Annotated in this window: 16 protein-coding genes; 5 read left to right on the forward strand and 11 right to left on the reverse strand. The window is 61.0% G+C overall.

Annotated elements, in window-relative coordinates; genetic code table 11:
• Positions 1-96: 96 nt before the first annotated feature.
• Entirely contained in the window at positions 97-1,113 is a 1,017-nt protein-coding gene (cobT, locus tag NXC14_RS12705) for a nicotinate-nucleotide--dimethylbenzimidazole phosphoribosyltransferase (RefSeq protein ID WP_085778438.1), read from the reverse strand.
• Between the two features lie 136 nt (positions 1,114-1,249).
• On the opposite strand from cobT, the gene NXC14_RS12710 reads away from it, so the two are divergent.
• Genes NXC14_RS12710 through NXC14_RS12720 form a run of 3 tightly spaced genes read left to right on the forward strand, consistent with a single transcriptional unit; the run spans position 1,250 to position 2,958 of the window.
• The gene (locus tag NXC14_RS12710) at positions 1,250-2,032 is read left to right on the forward strand and encodes an adenosylcobinamide-GDP ribazoletransferase (protein WP_085778439.1); all 783 of its coding nucleotides are present in this window, start codon (positions 1,250-1,252) and stop codon (positions 2,030-2,032) included.
• An 18-nt stretch (positions 2,033-2,050) separates the two neighbouring features.
• Positions 2,051-2,266, forward strand: coding sequence for a DUF1289 domain-containing protein (locus tag NXC14_RS12715; protein ID WP_085778440.1), 216 nt, complete (start codon positions 2,051-2,053; stop codon positions 2,264-2,266).
• The gene (locus NXC14_RS12720) at positions 2,263-2,958 is read left to right on the forward strand and encodes a TIGR02281 family clan AA aspartic protease (RefSeq protein WP_085778441.1); all 696 of its coding nucleotides are present in this window, start codon (positions 2,263-2,265) and stop codon (positions 2,956-2,958) included. The genes NXC14_RS12715 and NXC14_RS12720 overlap by 4 nt, the downstream gene beginning before the upstream one ends.
• 14 nt (positions 2,959-2,972) lie before the next feature.
• On the opposite strand, the gene NXC14_RS12725 is transcribed toward NXC14_RS12720, so the two are convergent.
• Positions 2,973-4,256: an MFS transporter gene (locus NXC14_RS12725; RefSeq protein WP_085778442.1), complete on the reverse strand. Its 1,284-nt coding sequence runs from the start codon at positions 4,254-4,256 to the stop codon at positions 2,973-2,975.
• A gap of 25 nt (positions 4,257-4,281) precedes the next feature.
• On the opposite strand from NXC14_RS12725, the gene NXC14_RS32975 reads away from it, so the two are divergent.
• Entirely contained in the window at positions 4,282-4,545 is a 264-nt protein-coding gene (locus NXC14_RS32975) for a hypothetical protein (RefSeq protein WP_198175445.1), read from the forward strand.
• A gap of 179 nt (positions 4,546-4,724) precedes the next feature.
• Positions 4,725-5,648: a LysR family transcriptional regulator gene (locus NXC14_RS12730; protein WP_085778443.1), complete on the forward strand. Its 924-nt coding sequence runs from the start codon at positions 4,725-4,727 to the stop codon at positions 5,646-5,648.
• Here NXC14_RS12730 and NXC14_RS12735 read toward each other — a convergent pair.
• From NXC14_RS12735 to NXC14_RS12780, 9 genes are all read right to left on the reverse strand, one after another.
• The gene (locus NXC14_RS12735) at positions 5,611-6,339 is read right to left on the reverse strand and encodes an SDR family oxidoreductase (protein ID WP_085778444.1); all 729 of its coding nucleotides are present in this window, start codon (positions 6,337-6,339) and stop codon (positions 5,611-5,613) included. The genes NXC14_RS12730 and NXC14_RS12735 overlap by 38 nt on opposite strands.
• Positions 6,340-6,456: 117 nt before the next feature.
• A complete protein-coding gene (locus NXC14_RS12740) occupies positions 6,457-7,218 on the reverse strand; it encodes an ABC transporter permease (RefSeq protein ID WP_085778445.1) in 762 nt (253 codons plus the stop codon).
• Positions 7,215-8,141 carry an ABC transporter ATP-binding protein gene (locus tag NXC14_RS12745; protein WP_085778446.1) on the reverse strand — a complete coding sequence of 309 codons (927 nt, stop codon included), beginning with the start codon at positions 8,139-8,141 and terminating at the stop codon, positions 7,215-7,217. Before NXC14_RS12745 ends, NXC14_RS12740 begins: the two co-directional genes overlap by 4 nt.
• Before the next feature lie 782 nt (positions 8,142-8,923).
• On the reverse strand, positions 8,924-10,537 hold the full coding sequence (locus tag NXC14_RS12755; RefSeq protein ID WP_085778448.1) for a glycoside hydrolase family 43 protein: 1,614 nt from the start codon (positions 10,535-10,537) through the stop codon (positions 8,924-8,926).
• Between the two features lie 113 nt (positions 10,538-10,650).
• On the reverse strand, positions 10,651-11,682 hold the full coding sequence (gene mgrA, locus NXC14_RS12760; RefSeq protein WP_085778449.1) for an L-glyceraldehyde 3-phosphate reductase: 1,032 nt from the start codon (positions 11,680-11,682) through the stop codon (positions 10,651-10,653).
• 271 nt (positions 11,683-11,953) lie between these two features.
• Positions 11,954-13,132, reverse strand: a complete 1,179-nt coding sequence (locus NXC14_RS12765) for an integrase core domain-containing protein (protein ID WP_245362094.1) — start codon at positions 13,130-13,132, stop codon at positions 11,954-11,956.
• Between the two features lie 201 nt (positions 13,133-13,333).
• Entirely contained in the window at positions 13,334-14,467 is a 1,134-nt protein-coding gene (locus tag NXC14_RS12770; RefSeq protein ID WP_085778450.1) for a Gfo/Idh/MocA family oxidoreductase, read from the reverse strand.
• A gap of 8 nt (positions 14,468-14,475) precedes the next feature.
• Positions 14,476-15,237 carry a sugar phosphate isomerase/epimerase gene (locus tag NXC14_RS12775; protein ID WP_085778451.1) on the reverse strand — a complete coding sequence of 254 codons (762 nt, stop codon included), beginning with the start codon at positions 15,235-15,237 and terminating at the stop codon, positions 14,476-14,478.
• Positions 15,238-15,276: 39 nt separating this feature from the next.
• Positions 15,277-17,736: a glycoside hydrolase family 2 protein gene (locus NXC14_RS12780; protein ID WP_085780097.1), complete on the reverse strand. Its 2,460-nt coding sequence runs from the start codon at positions 17,734-17,736 to the stop codon at positions 15,277-15,279.
• Between the last annotated feature and the right edge of the window lie 75 nt (positions 17,737-17,811).

A 17,811-nucleotide genomic window follows, 5' to 3' on the forward strand; every position in this document is an offset into this window, starting at 1 on the left:
AAAAACTGTACCATCTCCCCTTGTTGACCAGCCAATAGCGAATCCACCCGGACGGCGCAAGCAAAGCCCGGTGGGTCGGCTGCGCCGGCCGCGGCCTTAATGTTTGTTGCTCACACCCGCCTGGGCGAAGGTCGCCATTCCGGAATGGCAGGCAGCAGCGGCCTTGACGATGCCGGCGGCAAGCGCCGCACCAGTGCCCTCACCGAGCCGCATGCCGAGCGCCAGAAGCGGCGTCTTGCCAAGCATCTCGACTGCGCGCAGATGGCCGGGCTCGCTGGACACATGGCCGATCAGGCAATGATCGAGCGCGGAGGGATTGGCGGCTTTCAGGATCGCCGCCGCGGCAGTCGCGACATAGCCGTCGATCAGCACCGGGATGCGCTCCATGCGGGCGGCCAGGATGGCGCCTGCCATTGCGGCAATCTCGCGTCCACCGAGCCGGCGCATGATCTCCAGGGGATCGTCGAGATGGTCGCTATGCAGCTCGACCGCTTTTTCCACCGCCGCAATCTTGCGCTCCAGCATCTCGCCTTCCGAGCCGGTGCCGGGGCCCACCCAGTCGCGCGCCGATCCGCCGTAGAGCGCATAGTTGATCGCTGCTGCAATCGTCGTGTTGCCGATGCCCATCTCGCCAATGCAGAGCAGGTCGGTGCCGCCGGCGATCGCCTCCATGCCGAAGGCCATGGTTGCTGCGCAGTCGCGCTCGGAAAGCGCGGCTTCCTCGGTGATGTCGCCCGTGGGGTAATCGAGCGCCAGATCGAAGACTTTCAGCCCGAGATCATAAGCGACACAGATCTGGTTGATCGCAGCTCCACCGGCTGCAAAATTCTCGACCATCTGCTGCGTCACCGCGGGCGGAAAGGGTGTGATTCCCTGTCTGGTGACACCGTGATTGCCGGCGAAGATCGCCACCAGCGGCCGGTTGACGGCCGGTTGACGGCCCGTCCAGGCGGCAAGCCAGAAAGCAATCTCCTCGAGCCGTCCGAGCGCGCCCGGCGGCTTGGTCAGTTGCGCGTCGCGTTCGCGTGCGGCCACCAGCGCGCGTGCATCCGGCCCCGGCAGGTCCCGGAGCAGGGTACGGAAATCGTCGAAAGGCAGGCCTGAAACGCTCATCGGTGCGTATTCCTATGAATGGCTATTCTTGTTTTTTTGACGCAAATCAGCTTCTTTGCGGTGGCTCTCTCTTAAAGCCGGCGGGCGAAGCGAACAACACCTAAAGCGCCGTAGCCCTCCGGCAGAACGAAACAGAATGAAGATCAAGGACTATGCGGTCGACACCGCCCGCGCCGTCGCCTTTCTTAGCCGCCTTCCGATGCCGCCAGCGCTGTTCGAAGGCTATGACGGCAGGCTCGGCCGCCTGGTGCGCGCCTTTCCCCTCGCCGGTCTTGTCATCGGCTTCGTCCCGGCGCTCGCCCTCCTCCTTCTTTCAGGCCTGCGCGCCGATCCCCTGATGGCGGCCCTGCTTGCGCTCTCGATCCAGGCTCTTGCCACCGGCGCGCTGCACGAAGATGGCTTGGCCGATACGGCCGACGGCATCGGCGGCGGCAAGAACCGCGAACAGAGCCTCATCATCATGAAGGACAGCCGGATCGGTACCTATGGCGCGATAGCGCTAATCCTCTCCTTCGCAATCCGTGCGGCCGCACTCGCCGCCATTGTCCGCCAGTCCTCACCGCTCGCCGCAGCGCTTGCCGTTGCCGCCGTCGCAGCACTCAGCCGTGGCGCTATCGCCTGGCATTGGCAACGGCTGCCGGCCGCAAAGGCCGATGGCGTGGCCGCCTCAACTGGCCAGCCGAATGAGGCGGCGATGCATTTTGCGCTCGTCTCGGCCGGTCTGCTCGCAGCACTTCTGATCTGGCCGGCATTCGGCCTGCGGCCGCTCGTCGCCGGCCTGCTCGCCACCGGTGTCGCAGGATTCGCCTTCACCGCCGTCATCCGCCGCAAGCTTGCCGGCCACACCGGCGACACGCTGGGCGCGACGCAGCAGATTTGCGAAATCGCCACCCTTTGCGCCCTTGCCACCACTCTTTGAAACTCCGATATATCAGCCATGCAAACACCCTGCATTCACGTCTGCTCCATGGTTTCAACCACCGGTTTTTGCGCCGGTTGCGGCCGCACTCTTCAGGAAATCGGTGGCTGGATGAACTATACCGATGCCGAAAGGCGCGGGATCATGGCGCAACTGCCGGCGAGGCTCGCAACCGCCGCGACGACGGGCCGGATGAAAACAAGCCTCGCCGAGCGGCCGGGGCGGCCTTCATGATCCGATTCACCGTCATTCTCGTCGTGATCGGCATCGGCCTTGCCGTGCTGATCCTCAACGGCGACAGCGGCCGCATTCTCGGCTTGCAAAGTGACGAGTTCGGCCGCTTCGTTTACCTGCTGCCGATCGCACTGATGTTGTCGGCCGGGATCTGGGCGCGCAGCGTCGGTGAAACGATGCGCCAGATGATAATCTGGTTGGTCATCATCCTGGCGCTCGTGACCGTCTATCTCTATCGTCAGGAAGCGATCGGCGTCGGCAACCGGGTGCTCGCTGGTCTCATTCCTGGCCGCGCCGTCGTCGTCGCGACCAGCGAAGGTGGCGCGGAAATCATCCTGCACAAGCTGTTGAATGGCCATTTCGAAGCGGACGTCAATGCGAATGGCCGGACTGTCGAGATGCCCGTCGACACCGGCTCTAGCATGGTCGCGCTCTCACACGAGGATGCTGAACGCATCGGCATCGATCTCACGGGCCTCACCTACTCGATGACGGTCATGACCGCCAACGGCCGCAGCCGCGCGGCCCCCATTACGCTCGACCAGGTGGCGATCGGTCCGATCGTCCGCAACAATGTTGCAGCCAGCGTCGCCGAGGACGGCCGGCTTGACCAGAGCTTGCTCGGCATGAGCTTCCTGGAGACGCTGGGCTCCTTGCAGATGCAGACGGACGAATTGCGCATGCGGGATTGATCCGACAGAACAAATCATGCCGCCGATCCGCTCTCGACCGGCTCTCCATTGGGCATACGGACCGCAAGTCGCCGGTCGATAAAAGCTGCAAAAAACGCTGCCGACAAGGCAAGTGACGCCGATGTCAGCAACATCGCAAACAGCGTCGACACTGCTCCTGCCTCTCGGAGAAACAGCCCGGCGATCGAAGCGATCAGCGCGGCGCCGGCGATCGACATGGCTGCGGCAAGGCCTGCAGCGGTGCCGGCGAGATGGGCGCGAACCGACATCACGCCCAGATTGGCGGCCGGAAAGGTCAAGCCATTGCCGATGCCGATGAACATACAGGGTCCGAAAAATGCCAGGACATGCGTGACGCCCGAGATCGACAAGATCAGCCCCAAAAGCAGACCCATGCACGTCGATAAACGCGCAATGACGAGCGTGGTGCTGAGCGATTTCCTCGTCAATCGGGCAGCGAGATAACTGCCCAGAATGAATCCCGCGGGAACCATTCCCATGAAGAAGCCCAGTTTCGCGCTCGACCCACCGAGTGAGGAACTGACTGCCAAGGAAGCGCCTCCGAGGAAGATATAGAGAGTGCCGGTGGGGCAGGCCATGCACAGCGTATAGGCCCAGAACCGCGCCGAACCGAGAATCTGCCTGTAGGAAGCAAGGTAATTGCCTGTTGGTCTCGACGCGGGTCCGGCTGTTTCCTTCAGCTCGCGCATGGAAACGGCGAGGATGGCTGCGCCTATCAGCGCAAGAGCGATGAAGATCGCCCGCCATCCGAACGCTTCGTCGAGAATGCCGCCGACGCTCGGGCCGAGCATCGGCGCGATAGCCCATCCCATGGCGGCGTAGCCGATCCTGTTGGCGGCCCCGCGTTCGCCCGCCGTCTCCTTGATGGCAACGAGAGCGACGCAGAAGCAGGCGGCGATCGACGCCTGCATCACGCGAAACAACAGGAAGATGCCGATATTGGGCGCCAGCGCGCAGCCGATCGACGCGACAATGAAAATGGAAACGGCGATCAGCGCGACCGGCCGGCGCCCATAACGATCCGACATCGCGCCGGCGACGATTTCCGTAAGGGCATTGATGATCGCGTAGCCCGCAATGGAAAGATTGACGATCGCGAAATCGGCCTGGAACGTGGCGGCGATATTTGGCAGCGCCGGCAGATATATATTGACCGGCAACACCGAGAGCGCCGTCAGCAGGAGAAGGATCGTACGTCGGGGCGCCGCAGTCGAAGTCGCCGCCGCCTTCTCGGTCAGGCGGTTGCCGGAAGTCTGCGCAGAATTGTCGCGTGACATGGTCTTGTCCATGGTGTCAGGGAGATTGTGGGAATCCGACGAGGCGCAGCGCAAATTCAGAGCACAAAAAAAGCCCCGTCAGGAGCTTGATTTACCGCGCATGGGGCTGATCGCCGGATGGTTACACCATCCTGCCCATGCGCCCTATCACCATGACAAGAACCATTGCGATCTTCATGACCGTACAGCTAGACAGAAATTTCCATCTCGTCAACGTGCGGTTTCAATGCTCGCAGAAAATGCCGCTCTCGAAACTCGCCCCGATCTGAGCGCTGCAACGTGCTGGTGACCCTAGCGATAGGCGCAGTCTTTCTCGGCGAAGCCTCCGAGCTCAACATGGCGCGGCTCGCAGCCGGCACCCTTTTCATCTGTTGGCGCCCTGCTCGTCAGAAGTGCCTGACAGACCCCGCATTGCGGCTGGATCGCCTTTGTTGATATCCTGCATTCGCGCAAATGGCGGAGCCCGACATGACCCCACGACAACTGAAGACTTTCCTGGCCGTCATCCGGCACGGAAACCTCACGCGCGCCGCTGCCGAGGTCAATCTCGCTCAGTCGAGCCTCAGTGATCAAATCCAGGCACTCGAAGAGGAGATGGGCGTTGAACTCTTCCTCCGCTCCCGGCAGGGCGTCGCTCCCACACCGGCAGGCATGACACTGAAGACCTATGCGGAAGAGATACTGGCGCTGAGCGATGAGGCGCAGACCGCCGTCCGTGTTGCCGCCGGCATTTCCGGATCCTCTATCACCCTGGGCACGCTCGAAACCATTGCCGCTGAAAGGCTGGCGCCCTGGCTCTCCCTCCTCCGCAGGCAAAATCCCGATCTCGGTCTCAAACTCAAGGTCGGTGGCAGTGGCGAATTGCATGCGAAATTGCAGCATGGCTCGGTTGATGTCGTCTTCACGTTCGATCGCGGCCAGCAGGACGAGCGCTTTGTGACACGCCGCGTCGCCAGCGAGCCGCTGGTGCTGATTGCCGCCGGCAGCTCGCAAATCTCGCCGCCGGAAAGCCTCGCAGCCCTGCACACCGCCCCGTTCATCGCAACCGCGGCCGGCTGCGTCTATCGCCGCCTGCTCGATACCGCCTTTGCCGAAGCGGGTTTTGCTCCGCCGGCCGTCGCCACGGAGGCGGACAGCATCGCAACAATCATCCGTCTCGTGGCATCAGGCGCCGGCTACGGCCTGGTCCCAAGTCTTGCGGTGGGGCCGTCCATTGCGCGCGGCGATCTCGTCGAACTGCCATGGCCCGGCCGACCACTTGCTACCTCGCTGGTGATGATGTGGCGACGTCGGCGCGTCCAGCCGCCGCACATCGCTTTCCTTCTGCAATCGGCCAGCGAAAATCTTTCGCCAGTCAGACCAGCCGATGCCCGCCTTCGACATGCAGGGTAATGCCCGTGGTGAAACCGTTGCCGATCAGGAAACGGATCGCATCGGCCATATCCTCGGGCTGCCCAACCCGCCCAACCGGCAGGCGCTGCGCCATCGCATCCAGCCTCGCCTGCTTGGCATCACCGGCAACGAAGCTCCAGATCGGCGTGTCAACCCAGCCCGGCGAGACCGCGTTGACGCGGATGGGCGCCAGTTCAACGGCAAGCGCCCTGACCAAGCCTTCGAGTGCCGCATTGACGGCCGCGACCATCGATCCGCGCGCGAGCGGCCGATAGGCCGCAATACCTGAAGTGTAAGTGATCGAACCTGACGACGGCAGTTGGGAGGCGCCATATTTCGCCAGCAGCAGCGGCCCGTATAACTTGCTCTGGACCACCTTTTCTGCCGCCGCCAGCTCGAGCGACGACAGCAGCTGATAGGCTCCTTCGATTTCCGCCGCCGTGCTGACGATATGATCGACCGGTCCGCACTCCCGGAACAGCGCCGCGACCTCCTCCTCCCGGCCTATATCGACGACATGGGTTCGGTGTTTCGGGTGGTCGCCGAGATGACGGCAAGCTGTCGCAAGCTTCTCCTGACCGCGCCCGGCAATCGTCACCGACGCCCCCTCCTCGAGCAGACGCCCGGCAAGTGCCAGCCCCATGCCCGAACTGCCGCCGACAATTATCACCTTCTGACCTTCGATGCTCATAACAGCTGTCTCGCCACTTCATTGGAATGAGACAGCAGATGCCTCCGCCGGACGCGAAAGAAAAACGGAAGAAGCCGATAGCACTATCGGCTTCTCCGATCATCGACGTTCAAGCGGTCAGTTGCGCAGCCGATACCCCGTCTTGAAGATCCAGCCGAGCGTTCCCAGGCAGATTGCCAGGAACATGGTGATCATCGCCAGGCTGATCGCCGGGTTGACATCGGCGATCCCGTAAAAACTCCAGCGGAAGCCGCTGACGAGGTAGAGCACCGGGTTGAAGTGGCTGACCGCCTGCCAGAATGGCGGCAGCATGCTGACGGAATAGAAACTGCCGCCGAGAAAGGTCAGCGGCGGCACCACAAGCATGGGAATGAGGTTCAGCTGCTCGAAATTTCCGGCCCAGATGCCGATCATAAAGCCGAACAGGCTGAAAGTGATCGCGGTCAGCAGGAAGAACAGGATCATCATGAAGGGATGTTCGATCCTGACATCGACGAAGAGATTGGCGGTCATGAGAATGATGACGCCGATAATCAGGCCCTTGGTGGCCGCGGCCCCGACATAACCGAGCAGTATCTCCGTCATCGCCACCGGCGCCGACAGCACCTCATAGATCGTGCCGGTGAACTTCGGGAAGTAGATCCCGAAGGAGCCGTTGCTAATACACTGGCCGAGCAGCGTCAGCATGATGAGGCCCGGCGTGATGAAAGCACCGTAGGATACGCCCTCCACTTCCTGAATACGCGAACCGACTGCCGCTCCGAAGACGATGAAATAAAGTGAGGTCGAGATGACCGGCGAGATGACGCTCTGCAGCAGCGTGCGGCGCGTGCGCGCCATCTCGAAGAAGTAGATCGATTTGACCGCTTCGAAGTTCATTTGCCCGCTCCCACCAGCGCTACGAAGATATCTTCGAGCGAACTCTGCCGCGTCGAGAGATCCTTGAAATGGATATTGTTCTCGCCGAGCCGGGTCAGCAGCGTCGCGATGCTATCCTGCTCGTTATCGGCGTCGAAATCATAAGTCAGACGGCTTCCGTCGGCTTCGAGAGTGAGGCCATTGCCAGCAAAGCAGTCTGGCAGCCGGCTTAGCGGTTCCGCCAAATCGAGGATGAGCTGCTTGCGGCCGAGCTTGGCCATCAACGCCGCCTTTTCCTCGACGAGCAGCAGCTCGCCGCCATTGATGACGCCGACACGGTCGGCGATTTCCTCGGCCTCTTCGATATAATGGGTCGTCAGTATGATGGTGACGCCCGAAGCCCGGAGTTCTTCGACGACATGCCACATGTCCTTGCGCAGAGTCACGTCGACGCCAGCAGTCGGCTCGTCAAGGAAAAGAATATCCGGCTCGTGGGAAAGCGCCTTGGCGATCAGCACCCGTCGTTTCATGCCGCCGGAGAGCTGACGCAGCGTATTGTCCTTCTTGTCCCAAAGCGAGAGCGCCCGCAGCACCTTCTCAATATGCGCTGGATTGGCCTTCTTGCCATGCAGCCCGCGCGAAAAGCTCACCGTGTTGAACACCGTCTCGAACTGGTCGGTCGTCAACTCCTGCGGCACCAGCCCGATCATCGAGCGGGTCGCGCGGAAATCCTTTACGACATCCTGGCCGGCCACCAGCACGCGACCGCCGCTCGGATTGGCGATGCCGCAGATGATCGAGATCAGGGTCGTCTTGCCGGCGCCGTTTGGCCCGAGCAGAGCCAGGATCTCGCCCTTCTCGACATCGAGGTTGATGCCCTTCAGGGCCTCGAACCCGTTGGCATAAGTCTTCGTCAGGTTCTGAACGGAAATAATAGGGGTCATGCAGGACTCTTGCAGATGCTCGAAGTATTTCGGCCCGCTATATAGTCACTCTGTGACGCTTTGACATCCTTCGGGAACATGAACACTGCATTCACGCCTCGCCAACACCCTCGCCTTCGTGAAGCCGATCATCCATCGGCGACAAGCCGCCGATAGCCGGCTTCCGATTGCCGTCGCCCGCCGGCAATTCTCCCTGAAAGAAAGGCATCGGTCGGCTCCGGATGTCATCATCCGGTGATATTCATGCTTGATAAGAGAGCCGAGGCAAGCACCGGCATCCGCCCCGCCGCCCATTCCTTTGCGGAGCCGTCTTACCGGCGTTCTCGTTGCGCCCTTTTCCGCTGCCTCGGCATGTAATGAAGGTTATTGTTCAGTCACAAAGCGTTTGGAACCGGCCAGTATCCCTGTGCAGCCGCGTTCGTCTTAGCCGGCCTCTGCGCCGGCTTTTCTTTTGATGTGTCGTTGCAGCAGATGACCGCCCCTCGTCCTTCGAGGCGGATACATGTAGCCATTAATGCCTTTCGCCTGCCGCTCAAGGCTTTCGTCGCTAACGCTCCTCACCCCCTCATCTGCCCTACGGGCATCTTTCTCCCCGTTGGGGAGAAGAGGGAGCAAGCCGCCGACCATCGTTTCCTATCGTAAAGGTCTCAATGGGAGCGAGGTGCTGCCACGAGTTCCTTCTCCCCAGCGGGGAGAAGATGCCAGCAGGCAGATGAGGGGGTGAGCGACTTTAGGAGCGAATGCAATGAGTGAAAGCGAGGCGCAAGGATAAGGGCCACCCCTCACAATTCATCATAATTGAACCAATCGAAATCCGCCGTCTTCCCTCGCCCCGACGTATCGAAGGCGAACACGCCGGCAAAGGCGCCTGTGAAGGAGCCGTGCTCGCCGCGTCCGCCCTCGTCGGAAATCACGCCGGCGTCGAGGACAGGGCCGATCGGCTGCCAGGCGCCCTTGCCTTCCGTCTGCCAGAAGAATTGCAGGTCATTCTCGCGGATTTCCATCGCAAGCTGGACACGGCCCTCGGCCGGGATCGCTACACCGCTTTCAGCGGGAAAGCTCAGGCGACTGTTCGGATAGTCGCCATTGCAGGAGAGGATCGTCACGCATCGGCCGAGCGTTTCGTGCAGCGTCACGGCAATCGCGTGGAACTTATGGCGATTGTAGTACTGCGTCAGCCCCGCAACCTGCTGATAGTTGTCGGGTGAAAATTCGATCACAGTCTCAGCGCGGAAACTATGATGCTCTTGCCGGCGCGCGACCAGCGACTGCTCGAACCAGGAGCCGATGCTCTCGCGTCCGATCAGCCTGAGATGGCCGGGTCGATCCGTCAGGCTGAAGATGCGCCCGGGCTCGGGCGTGCGCAGCCACTGGAAATCAGCCGGCAGCTTGCCTCCATCGAAACTGTACTCGCTGCGCATCGGCTTCTCGACCGGCACAGCACCGAAGGGAGCCGGCACATCGACATCGGGCACCGAGGTGCCGTTTTCCAAATAGAGCCAATCGTCGTCGCGCCAGACGCATTTCTGCAGGGACGTTTCGCGCCCCAGCGTGCATCGCCGTTTCGGCGGCAGCGGCCGGCCGCTGAGATGAGTGTGATAGGCCTGACCATTGGGTGTCTCGACATATTGGCCGTGCCCTGCCCGCTGCAGCACCGCACCCGGATGATCCTTCGAGGTGATCAGATGCGTGTTTGGATGCATCTCATAGGGCCCGTCGATGCGGCGCGAACGCGCCATGGTGACGGCGTGGTCATAGCCGGTGCCGCCCTCGGCGGTCGTCAGATAATACCAGCCGTTCTTCTTGAAGAGATGCGGGCCTTCGACGAGGCCGAGCGGGCTCCCGGCGAAGATGTTGCGGATCGGGCCTTTCAGCACCTTCGCCTCCGGATCCCATTCCTGCAGCAGGATGCCGTCGAAGGCCGGCGATTTCGGCGAGCCACCGAAGCTTTCGGTACGGTGGTTCCACTGCATGTTGACGAACCATTTGCGGCCGTCATCGTCGTGGAAGAGCGAGGGATCGAAGCCGGAAGAATTTACATAGACGGGCTCGGACCATTCTCCCTCGATCGAGGGAGAGGTCACGATGTAATTATGCGCATCCTTGAAATTGCCGTCGAAACGCTTAACGTCGGTATAGACCAGCCAGAACTGCCCGTCGGCATAGGAAAGGCACGGGGCCCAGATGCCGCAGCTATCGGGATTGCCGCGCATGTCGAGCTGCGAGGCGCGCTCCAGCGGCCGGCGCACCAGAGTCCAGTTCACCAAGTCTCGCGAATGATGAATCTGCACACCCGGATACCATTCGAAAGTCGAGGTGGCGATGTAATAATCGTCGCCGACGCGGCAGATCGACGGATCGGGATTGAACCCGGGCAGGATGGGATTGCGGATCATGGCGGCTCCTCCGAAATAAAATGTGGTACGTACGTCAGATTAGCGTGGCTATCTCGCCTTCCCCTTCTTCCCAGCGGGGAGAAGAGGGAGCAAGCAGCACTCCCATCTCTCTCTTAGTCCCGCTCCGCCGACTTCGCCCAGAGATTGATATCGGCCTCCTTGGCATAGACATCAATCTCCTTCAGTTCCTCAGCCGAGAACTCGATATTATCCAGCGCCTTGACGCAATCGACGATCTGCGAGGAGCGGCTGGCGCCAATTAGCGCCGAAGTCACGCGTCCGCCGCGCAGCACCCAGGAAATCGCCATCTGCGCCAGCGTCTGGCCGCGCCGTTCGGCGATCTCGTTCAGCTTCCTGATATTGTCGATGATCGAGGGACGGATGAAATCGCGCTTGAGGAAATGATTCTGCGCCGCTCGGCTGTCGTCGGGAATGCCGGCGAGATACTTGGTCGTCAGCATGCCCTGGGCGAGCGGCGAGAATACGATCGAACCCATGCCGACGTCATCGAGCGTATCGAGCAGCTTGTCATCCTCGACCCAGCGGTTGAGCATCGAATAGCTCGGCTGGTGGATCAGGCAGGGCGTGCCGAGGCTCTTGAGGATCGCGGCGGCTTCGCGGGTGCGCTGCGAATTGTAGGAGGAGATGCCGACATAGAGCGCCCGGCCGGAGCGGACGATATGATCGAGCGCGCCGCAGGTTTCCTCGAGCGGCGTCTCCGGATCGAAGCGATGCGAATAGAAGATATCGACATAATCAAGGCCCATGCGCTTCAGGCTCTGGTCGCAGGAAGCGATCAGGTACTTGCGGCTGCCCCACTCGCCGTAGGGACCCGGCCACATATCGTAGCCGGCCTTCGAGGAGATAATCAGCTCGTCGCGAAGCCCGGAAAATTCGGTGCGCAGTATCTCGCCGAAAGCGGTCTCCGCGCTTCCAGGAGGCGGCCCGTAATTGTTGGCGAGGTCAAAATGGGTGATGCCGAGGTCGAAGGCCGTGCGGCACATGTCGATCTTGCGGTCATGCGACGTGTCATCGCCGAAATTATGCCAAAGGCCGAGGGAGACGGCCGGCAGCTTCAGACCGGAGCGGCCCGTGCGGTTATATTTCATTTTCGAATAGCGGTCTGCGGCCGGTTGCCAGCTCATCTGAATAACTCCTGATAAAATACAATACTGTCGTCATTCCACACCTCGACCCAAGAGATCTCCGACGGCAGCCCCTCATCCGCCTGCCGGCACCTTCTCCCCTAAACAGGGGGAAGGGAGATGCCGCACCGGCTTCCTCCAAACTCAAAACTGCGTTTTGGCACGTCCCCTCTCCCCGTTCCAACGGGGAGAGGGCTAGGGTGAGGGGCAGCCATCGTGAACGACCGGGTTGATGATCGACATTTTGGACCGGGATGATACCTGACAGTTTTCATTCTGTCGTATGTGCTGCTTTAGGCCTCATCGGCCCGGGCGGTCGCGGCGGAGCGAAGCGACGAAAGCGTCCGTCCGGGCCGATGAGGCCTATGTCGCGGTTGCAGAAGCGCACGACGTGGTCACCGTTTTCGAGCTCGCTCAGGCCGACGAGTTCGCCGGCAAGGGCTTCGCTGACAAAGAGTCGGCCTCCCTTCCATTTGATCTCACCGTTGTCTCGCACGCGACGCACTTGATGATCGGCATCATACCAGGGATCGTCGAGACGCTCGGGCATCACACGCGGCTGGCAGGGTCGATAGAGATCGGCCGGTGGTCGTTGACCCAGCGCTTCATGCGGGCGCTCCTCATTGTAGTGCCGGCGAAAGGCATCGAAACGGGCCTGCTGTTGGCCGGCATTATCGGCCGGTGGCTTGGATGTCTGGGCCTTGAGAGTACGATGCATGCGCTCGTGCCTGCCGTTCTCCTGGGGCGATGCCGGCGAGATGAAGTGCGCCTCGATGCCGAGCTTGATCCACCAAGTCGATAATCGGGTCAGGCCGCCGGCCCCATGGCTGCCGAAAGGCGAACCATTGTCGCAGCGGATCGCAAACGGTAGCCCATGGGTGCGAAAGGCTCGTTCGAAGACAGGCCGCACGCCGTCGATGGTCTGTGGAGCAATTTGGACATCGATCAGAAAACGGCTATAGCTGTCGCTGATCGTCAGTGGATCGATGCGTTGTTGGTCGCGGGTGCGGAACCAGCCCTTAAAGTCCACGCTCCATTCGTCATTGGCTTTTGTTGCCTCGGTGAACGGCCGGCTTTGGTCCAGTGCCCTGCGTCGCCGCTTGGCAGTGTCCACAAGGCCTGCCCGTTTGAGGATGTCGCCGATCGTCGAGGCCGCCGGCCAAGCGGTCTGCGCAGACTGGCGCTGCAACAGCGCCAGCAGCTTGCGCGGCCCCATATGCGGAAACCGCCGGCGTAGCGCAATCACCTCATCGGCAAGGGCTGACGGCGTGCGATGCGGGCACGAAACCGTGCCATGCGACCGATCGACAAACCAATCCGGCGCTCCGCTCATCTGCCGTTTGCGCCAGGCGTAAAATGTATCCCGGCTCACACCGTAGCGTCGGCAAAGATCTCTCACACTCCAGTGCCCCAAAGCATAGTCCGACAGCATCCGAACACGTTCTTCCATGCGACAAGTCTCCACAAATGGCATCGGAAGCCCTCCCTCCGACACACTATGACTTGTCGACCATCAACCCGGTTCATTCTGTCAGGTATCAGCCCGGGCTGTACCATCGGAGCGAGCCGGACAGCCGTGGCACATGCCCGAACGTGACGAAACTATTGGATCAAACGCGCCGATACGGCAAGCGAACGGCGCGAGTTTCTACTACCTCAACAGCGCCTGCGCCTCTTCGATACCAAGCGCGGCCGGCTGCGTGCAGGTCGTCGTGAGCTCGATGAAACGGCCCTCCTCGCCCGATTTCAGGATCGAAGTCATGACGTCGACCCCGTGCAGCGTGCGGTCGAGCGAGCAGCGCGCGTCGCGTCCCTCGATCAGCGCCATCGCCATATCGGCAAGGCCGGCCGTGCGATAGTTGGCGCGCGCCCCGTTCGGGTTTTCCTGGTTGATCTTGCCAAAGGGATGATCCCAGTCTTCCAGCGGTTTGATGTCCTTGTCGCGGCCGCTGGCTTCGACGGTGCCGCCGAAAAAGTTCGGGTCCGGCACGTAAAGCGAGCCGTCGGTGCCGTAGAGCTCCATATTGGCATGGCGGTGCGACCACACATCCCAGCTCGCCGACAGCGTCACGGTGGCGCCGCTGACGAATTCAAGCAGCGCCTGGATCGTTGTCGGCGTCTTCACCGGGATGATCTCACCATAGCGCGGCTGGCTGGTGATCGTGCGGGTTTCCGATGCCATCGAGGTCATCGCGCCGACGCGCTTCACAGGGCCGATCAGGTTGATCAGATTGGCAATGTAATAGGGGCCGAGATCGAGGATCGGACCGCCGCCCGGCAGGAAGAAGAAATCAGGGTTCGGATGCCACATCTCCATGCCGGGGCTCATGACATAGCAGGCGCCCGAAGTAACCCGGCCGATGCCGCCGTCATCGATGAACTTGCGGGCAAGCTGGTGGGCGCCGCCGAGGAAAGTGTCCGGCGCGCAGCCGACGGCTAGATTCTTCGCCTTGGCGATGCGGCGAAGCTCCTCGCCCTGCTCGAGCGAAAGCACCAGCGGCTTTTCCGAATAGACGTGTTTGCCGGCCTCGAGGATCGCCTTCGATACCGGAAAATGCGCATCCGGAATCGTCAGGTTGACGACGACGTCAATCTCGTCATTGGCGAGCAGTTCGTCGATCGTCTGCGCTTTGACGTCGTATTCCTTGGCGCGCGCCTCGGCAGCCTGAATATTGATATCGGCGCAGGCCAGCACCTTCAGCCCCTTGAAGAGCGGTGCCAGCGAGAAGTAGGTGGTGGAGATGTTGCCGCATCCGATGATGCCGACGCCAAGTTCCCTGGTCATGATGTACCTCAATAAGTCTGGAAGGATGCAATCGAACGGCTGATGTTGCGGTCGATGTCTTTCGGATTGTCATGTTCGACGACGAAGTGCTTCGCCTTGGTGCCACGAAGTGCGGCAATCAGCTTGGCCCACTCGACCCTGCCATGGCCGACATCGGCCCAGCCATCTTCATCTGTCGCCTCGCCGGCCGGCGCGATGTCCTTGACGTGAACTGCGGTGATGCGCGAGCCGAGCTTGTCGATCCAGGCGAAGGGATCGGCGCCGCCGCGGATGACCCAGGCGATATCGGCTTCCCAGGAGATGTCCGGCGCGCCTTCGAAGATGCGCTCAATCGGCAGCGAGCCGTCAGCAAGCTTGACGAATTCGAAATCGTGATTGTGCCAGCCGAACTCGTAGCCGGCATCTTTATAGGGCTTGCTCATTTCCTGCAGACGCTTGCCGAAGGCCAGCCAACCGGCTCCGTCCGAGGGGCGCTGGTCTGCCGCCAGATGCGGGGCATAGATCGAATCCATGCCAAGTATTCTGGCGATGTTGAGCGACTTCTGAACTTCCTTATCCAGGAAGTCGGGGCTGAAATGGCCGCTCGCCATCACGAGGCCGTTCTTGTCGAGATCGGCGCGAAGGCTCTTCAGTCCCGCATCGTCGAGATCGGCGTAGATGCCGCCGAAGCCTTCGACTTCGGCATAGCCTGATTTGCCGAGCTTTTCGAAAATCACAGAATAGGGCTGGAAGTTGCGCGCGCTGTAGAGCTGGTAGCTGAGTTTCGTCATCTTATTCTCCTTGGGCGTCGTACCCGTTTCTTGGAAGGATCAATCCGCCGATTGGCAGGAATGCAGGTCGTAGAAGCGGAATTCCGGCAGCTTGCCGCGTTCGAGTTGACGTGCCGGGGTGAAGGTGATGCGGCGGCTCTCGCCTGCCGCCAGATCGAACGCATTGTCGGAATATTTGCCGTCCGTCTCGCTCTCGATCATCACGAAGAGCGCAAGTCCCTTAGCGGTGATGTTGATGTCGACGACGCCGCTCTTCTCGACATATTCATGGGTAACGGTCAGGCCCGACGGATCCAGCTCCAGCGCCTTATAGGTGCCGTTGACATAGTGCCCCTCGCCGCCCATGCCGTTCGACGCGGTGAAATGCCAGGCAAGCAATGTTCCCTCGGCAATCTCGGACACATCGATTGTCGCAGCCGTCACCGCCGCATCCGGCGAACACATGGCCTGCACGTCTTTCAGATGCTTCCGCTCGCCTTTCATCGTCAGAAGCGATATCGACAGATCGATGCTGACATCTGAAAGCGTGTCGTTAACGAGCGAGAAGCGGATCGTCTTGCCGTCCTCGGCGGGAATGGCGGCGACCGCGACCGGCTGGAAGAAACGTTTGACGAGATAATGCATCGCCTTCCAGCGGCCGCCATAATCCAGGCTCGACCAGGAGGCGACCGGCCAGGTATCGTTGAGCTGCCAATAGATCGTGCCCATGCAATGGGGCTTCAGCGACCGCCAATATTCCACCGCCGTCTTGATTGCCAACCCCTGCTGGATCTGGGAGAGGTAGACGAAATTCGGGAAATCTTTGGGAAAGCGGAAATAGCGGAACATCGTGCCGGCGATGCGCTCGTTGCCGCCAGTATTCTTCTGGTGCAGCTCCATGACGGGAGAAGCGATATTCATATCCTTCTCCTCGGCATAAGTCCTGATGACAGGCAGCGAGGTATAGGACTGGAAGCCGAATTCCGAGCAGAAGCGCGGCCGTACCGACCGGTAATTATCGAATGACTTGTTCTCGTGCCAGACCGACCAGTAGTGCATGTCGCCGGACCCGTCCGCATGCCAGGCATCGCCGAAATCGAGATAGCCGGAAGCCGGGCTCGAAGGCCACCACAGCGCACCGGGCAACGCCTTCTTCACCGCCTGCTCGATCGTCCGGTTGAGGCGATCGTAGGAGACGAGGTAGCGGTCGCGGTCTTTCCGTGATTCCTCGAACCAGGTCAGCGCGCCGACAAGCTCATTATCGCCGCACCACAGCGCGATGGAGGGATGCGACGAAAGCCGGCGCACCTGGTAATCCACCTCGACCGCCACATTGTCGAGGAAGTCGTCGGTCGAGGGATAGAGATTGCAGGCGAACATAAAGTCCTGCCAGACCAGGAGGCCGCGCCGGTCGCAGAGATCGTAGAAATGATCCTGCTCGTAGAAACCGCCACCCCAGACACGGATCATGTTCATGTTGGCGGCTTTTGCCGATTGCAGCAGATCTTCAGTCTTCTCGGGCGAAGACAGCGAATATAGCGCATCGGCCGGAATCCAGTTGGCGCCGCGGCAAAAGATCTCGCGGCCGTTGATCCTGAAGGCGAAGCGGGCGCCTGCTGCATCCGGCGTAGTGACCAGCTCGATGGTGCGAAGGCCGATTTGCCTGGTCACCACCTCGTCGGACACTTCCACCGACAGCGTGTAGAGCGCCTGCTCGCCGCTGCCGGAAGGCCACCAGAGCCGCGGCTCGTCGATATGGAAGAGATAATTGACATCAGTCTCGCCCTTGACGCCGACGTCGAGGCGCACCCGTTCGCCGTCAAACTCGAAATAGATCTGGGCGACGCCGGCATGCTTGGAATAGAGGCTCGCGGTGACCGTCAGGTCGACCGAGCCGTCATTATTGTGGACCTGGCGGGTGACGACATGTTCGATGCGCGCAGTTTCGAGCTTCTTGAGAGCAACCGTGCCGTAGATGCCGAGCGGCGCAATGGCGATGTTCCAGTCCCAGCCGAAATGGCATTGCGGCTTGCGCAGCATGTTGCCATCGGGGATCGGCGAATTGCCGGTGCTGTAGGGAATGTAGAAGGGCTGCTTTTTCTGCCGTTCGGCGCCGACGCCGGGGTTGGAGGCAAAGACGATGCGGATGGAGTTGTCGCCCGATTTCAGCATGCTCGAGACATCCGGCCGGTAGCGGCGGAAGCTATTGTCAGCTTCGAGCACCAGAAAGCCGTTGACGTGGACGCTGGCGACCGTGTCGAGATAGTCGATATCGAGATACCAGTCGCCTTCGACCTCATGCAGCGTGAAGCTGCGCTCGACCGCCCATTCACGCTGGGCAACCCACTGCACCTTCTCCTCGTTGCGACCGAAATAGGGATTAGGGATCAGGCCGGCCCGATGCAGCGCCGTGTGCACGTCGCCTGGTAGGGTGATAACGCTTTTGATCTCGCCATCAACGGAGGTGAGCTGCCACGAACCGGAAAGGTCGATGCTGGAAGGGGTCGATTGTTGCGTCACGATTTCATTTCCGAATTGCAGTTTTTGAAGAGGACGGCGCATGATCGCCATCCGGTAGCTGTCGTTCGTCACGGC

Origin of the sequence: Rhizobium sp. NXC14, assembly GCF_002117485.1 — a bacterium.
Classification (GTDB): domain Bacteria; phylum Pseudomonadota; class Alphaproteobacteria; order Rhizobiales; family Rhizobiaceae; genus Rhizobium.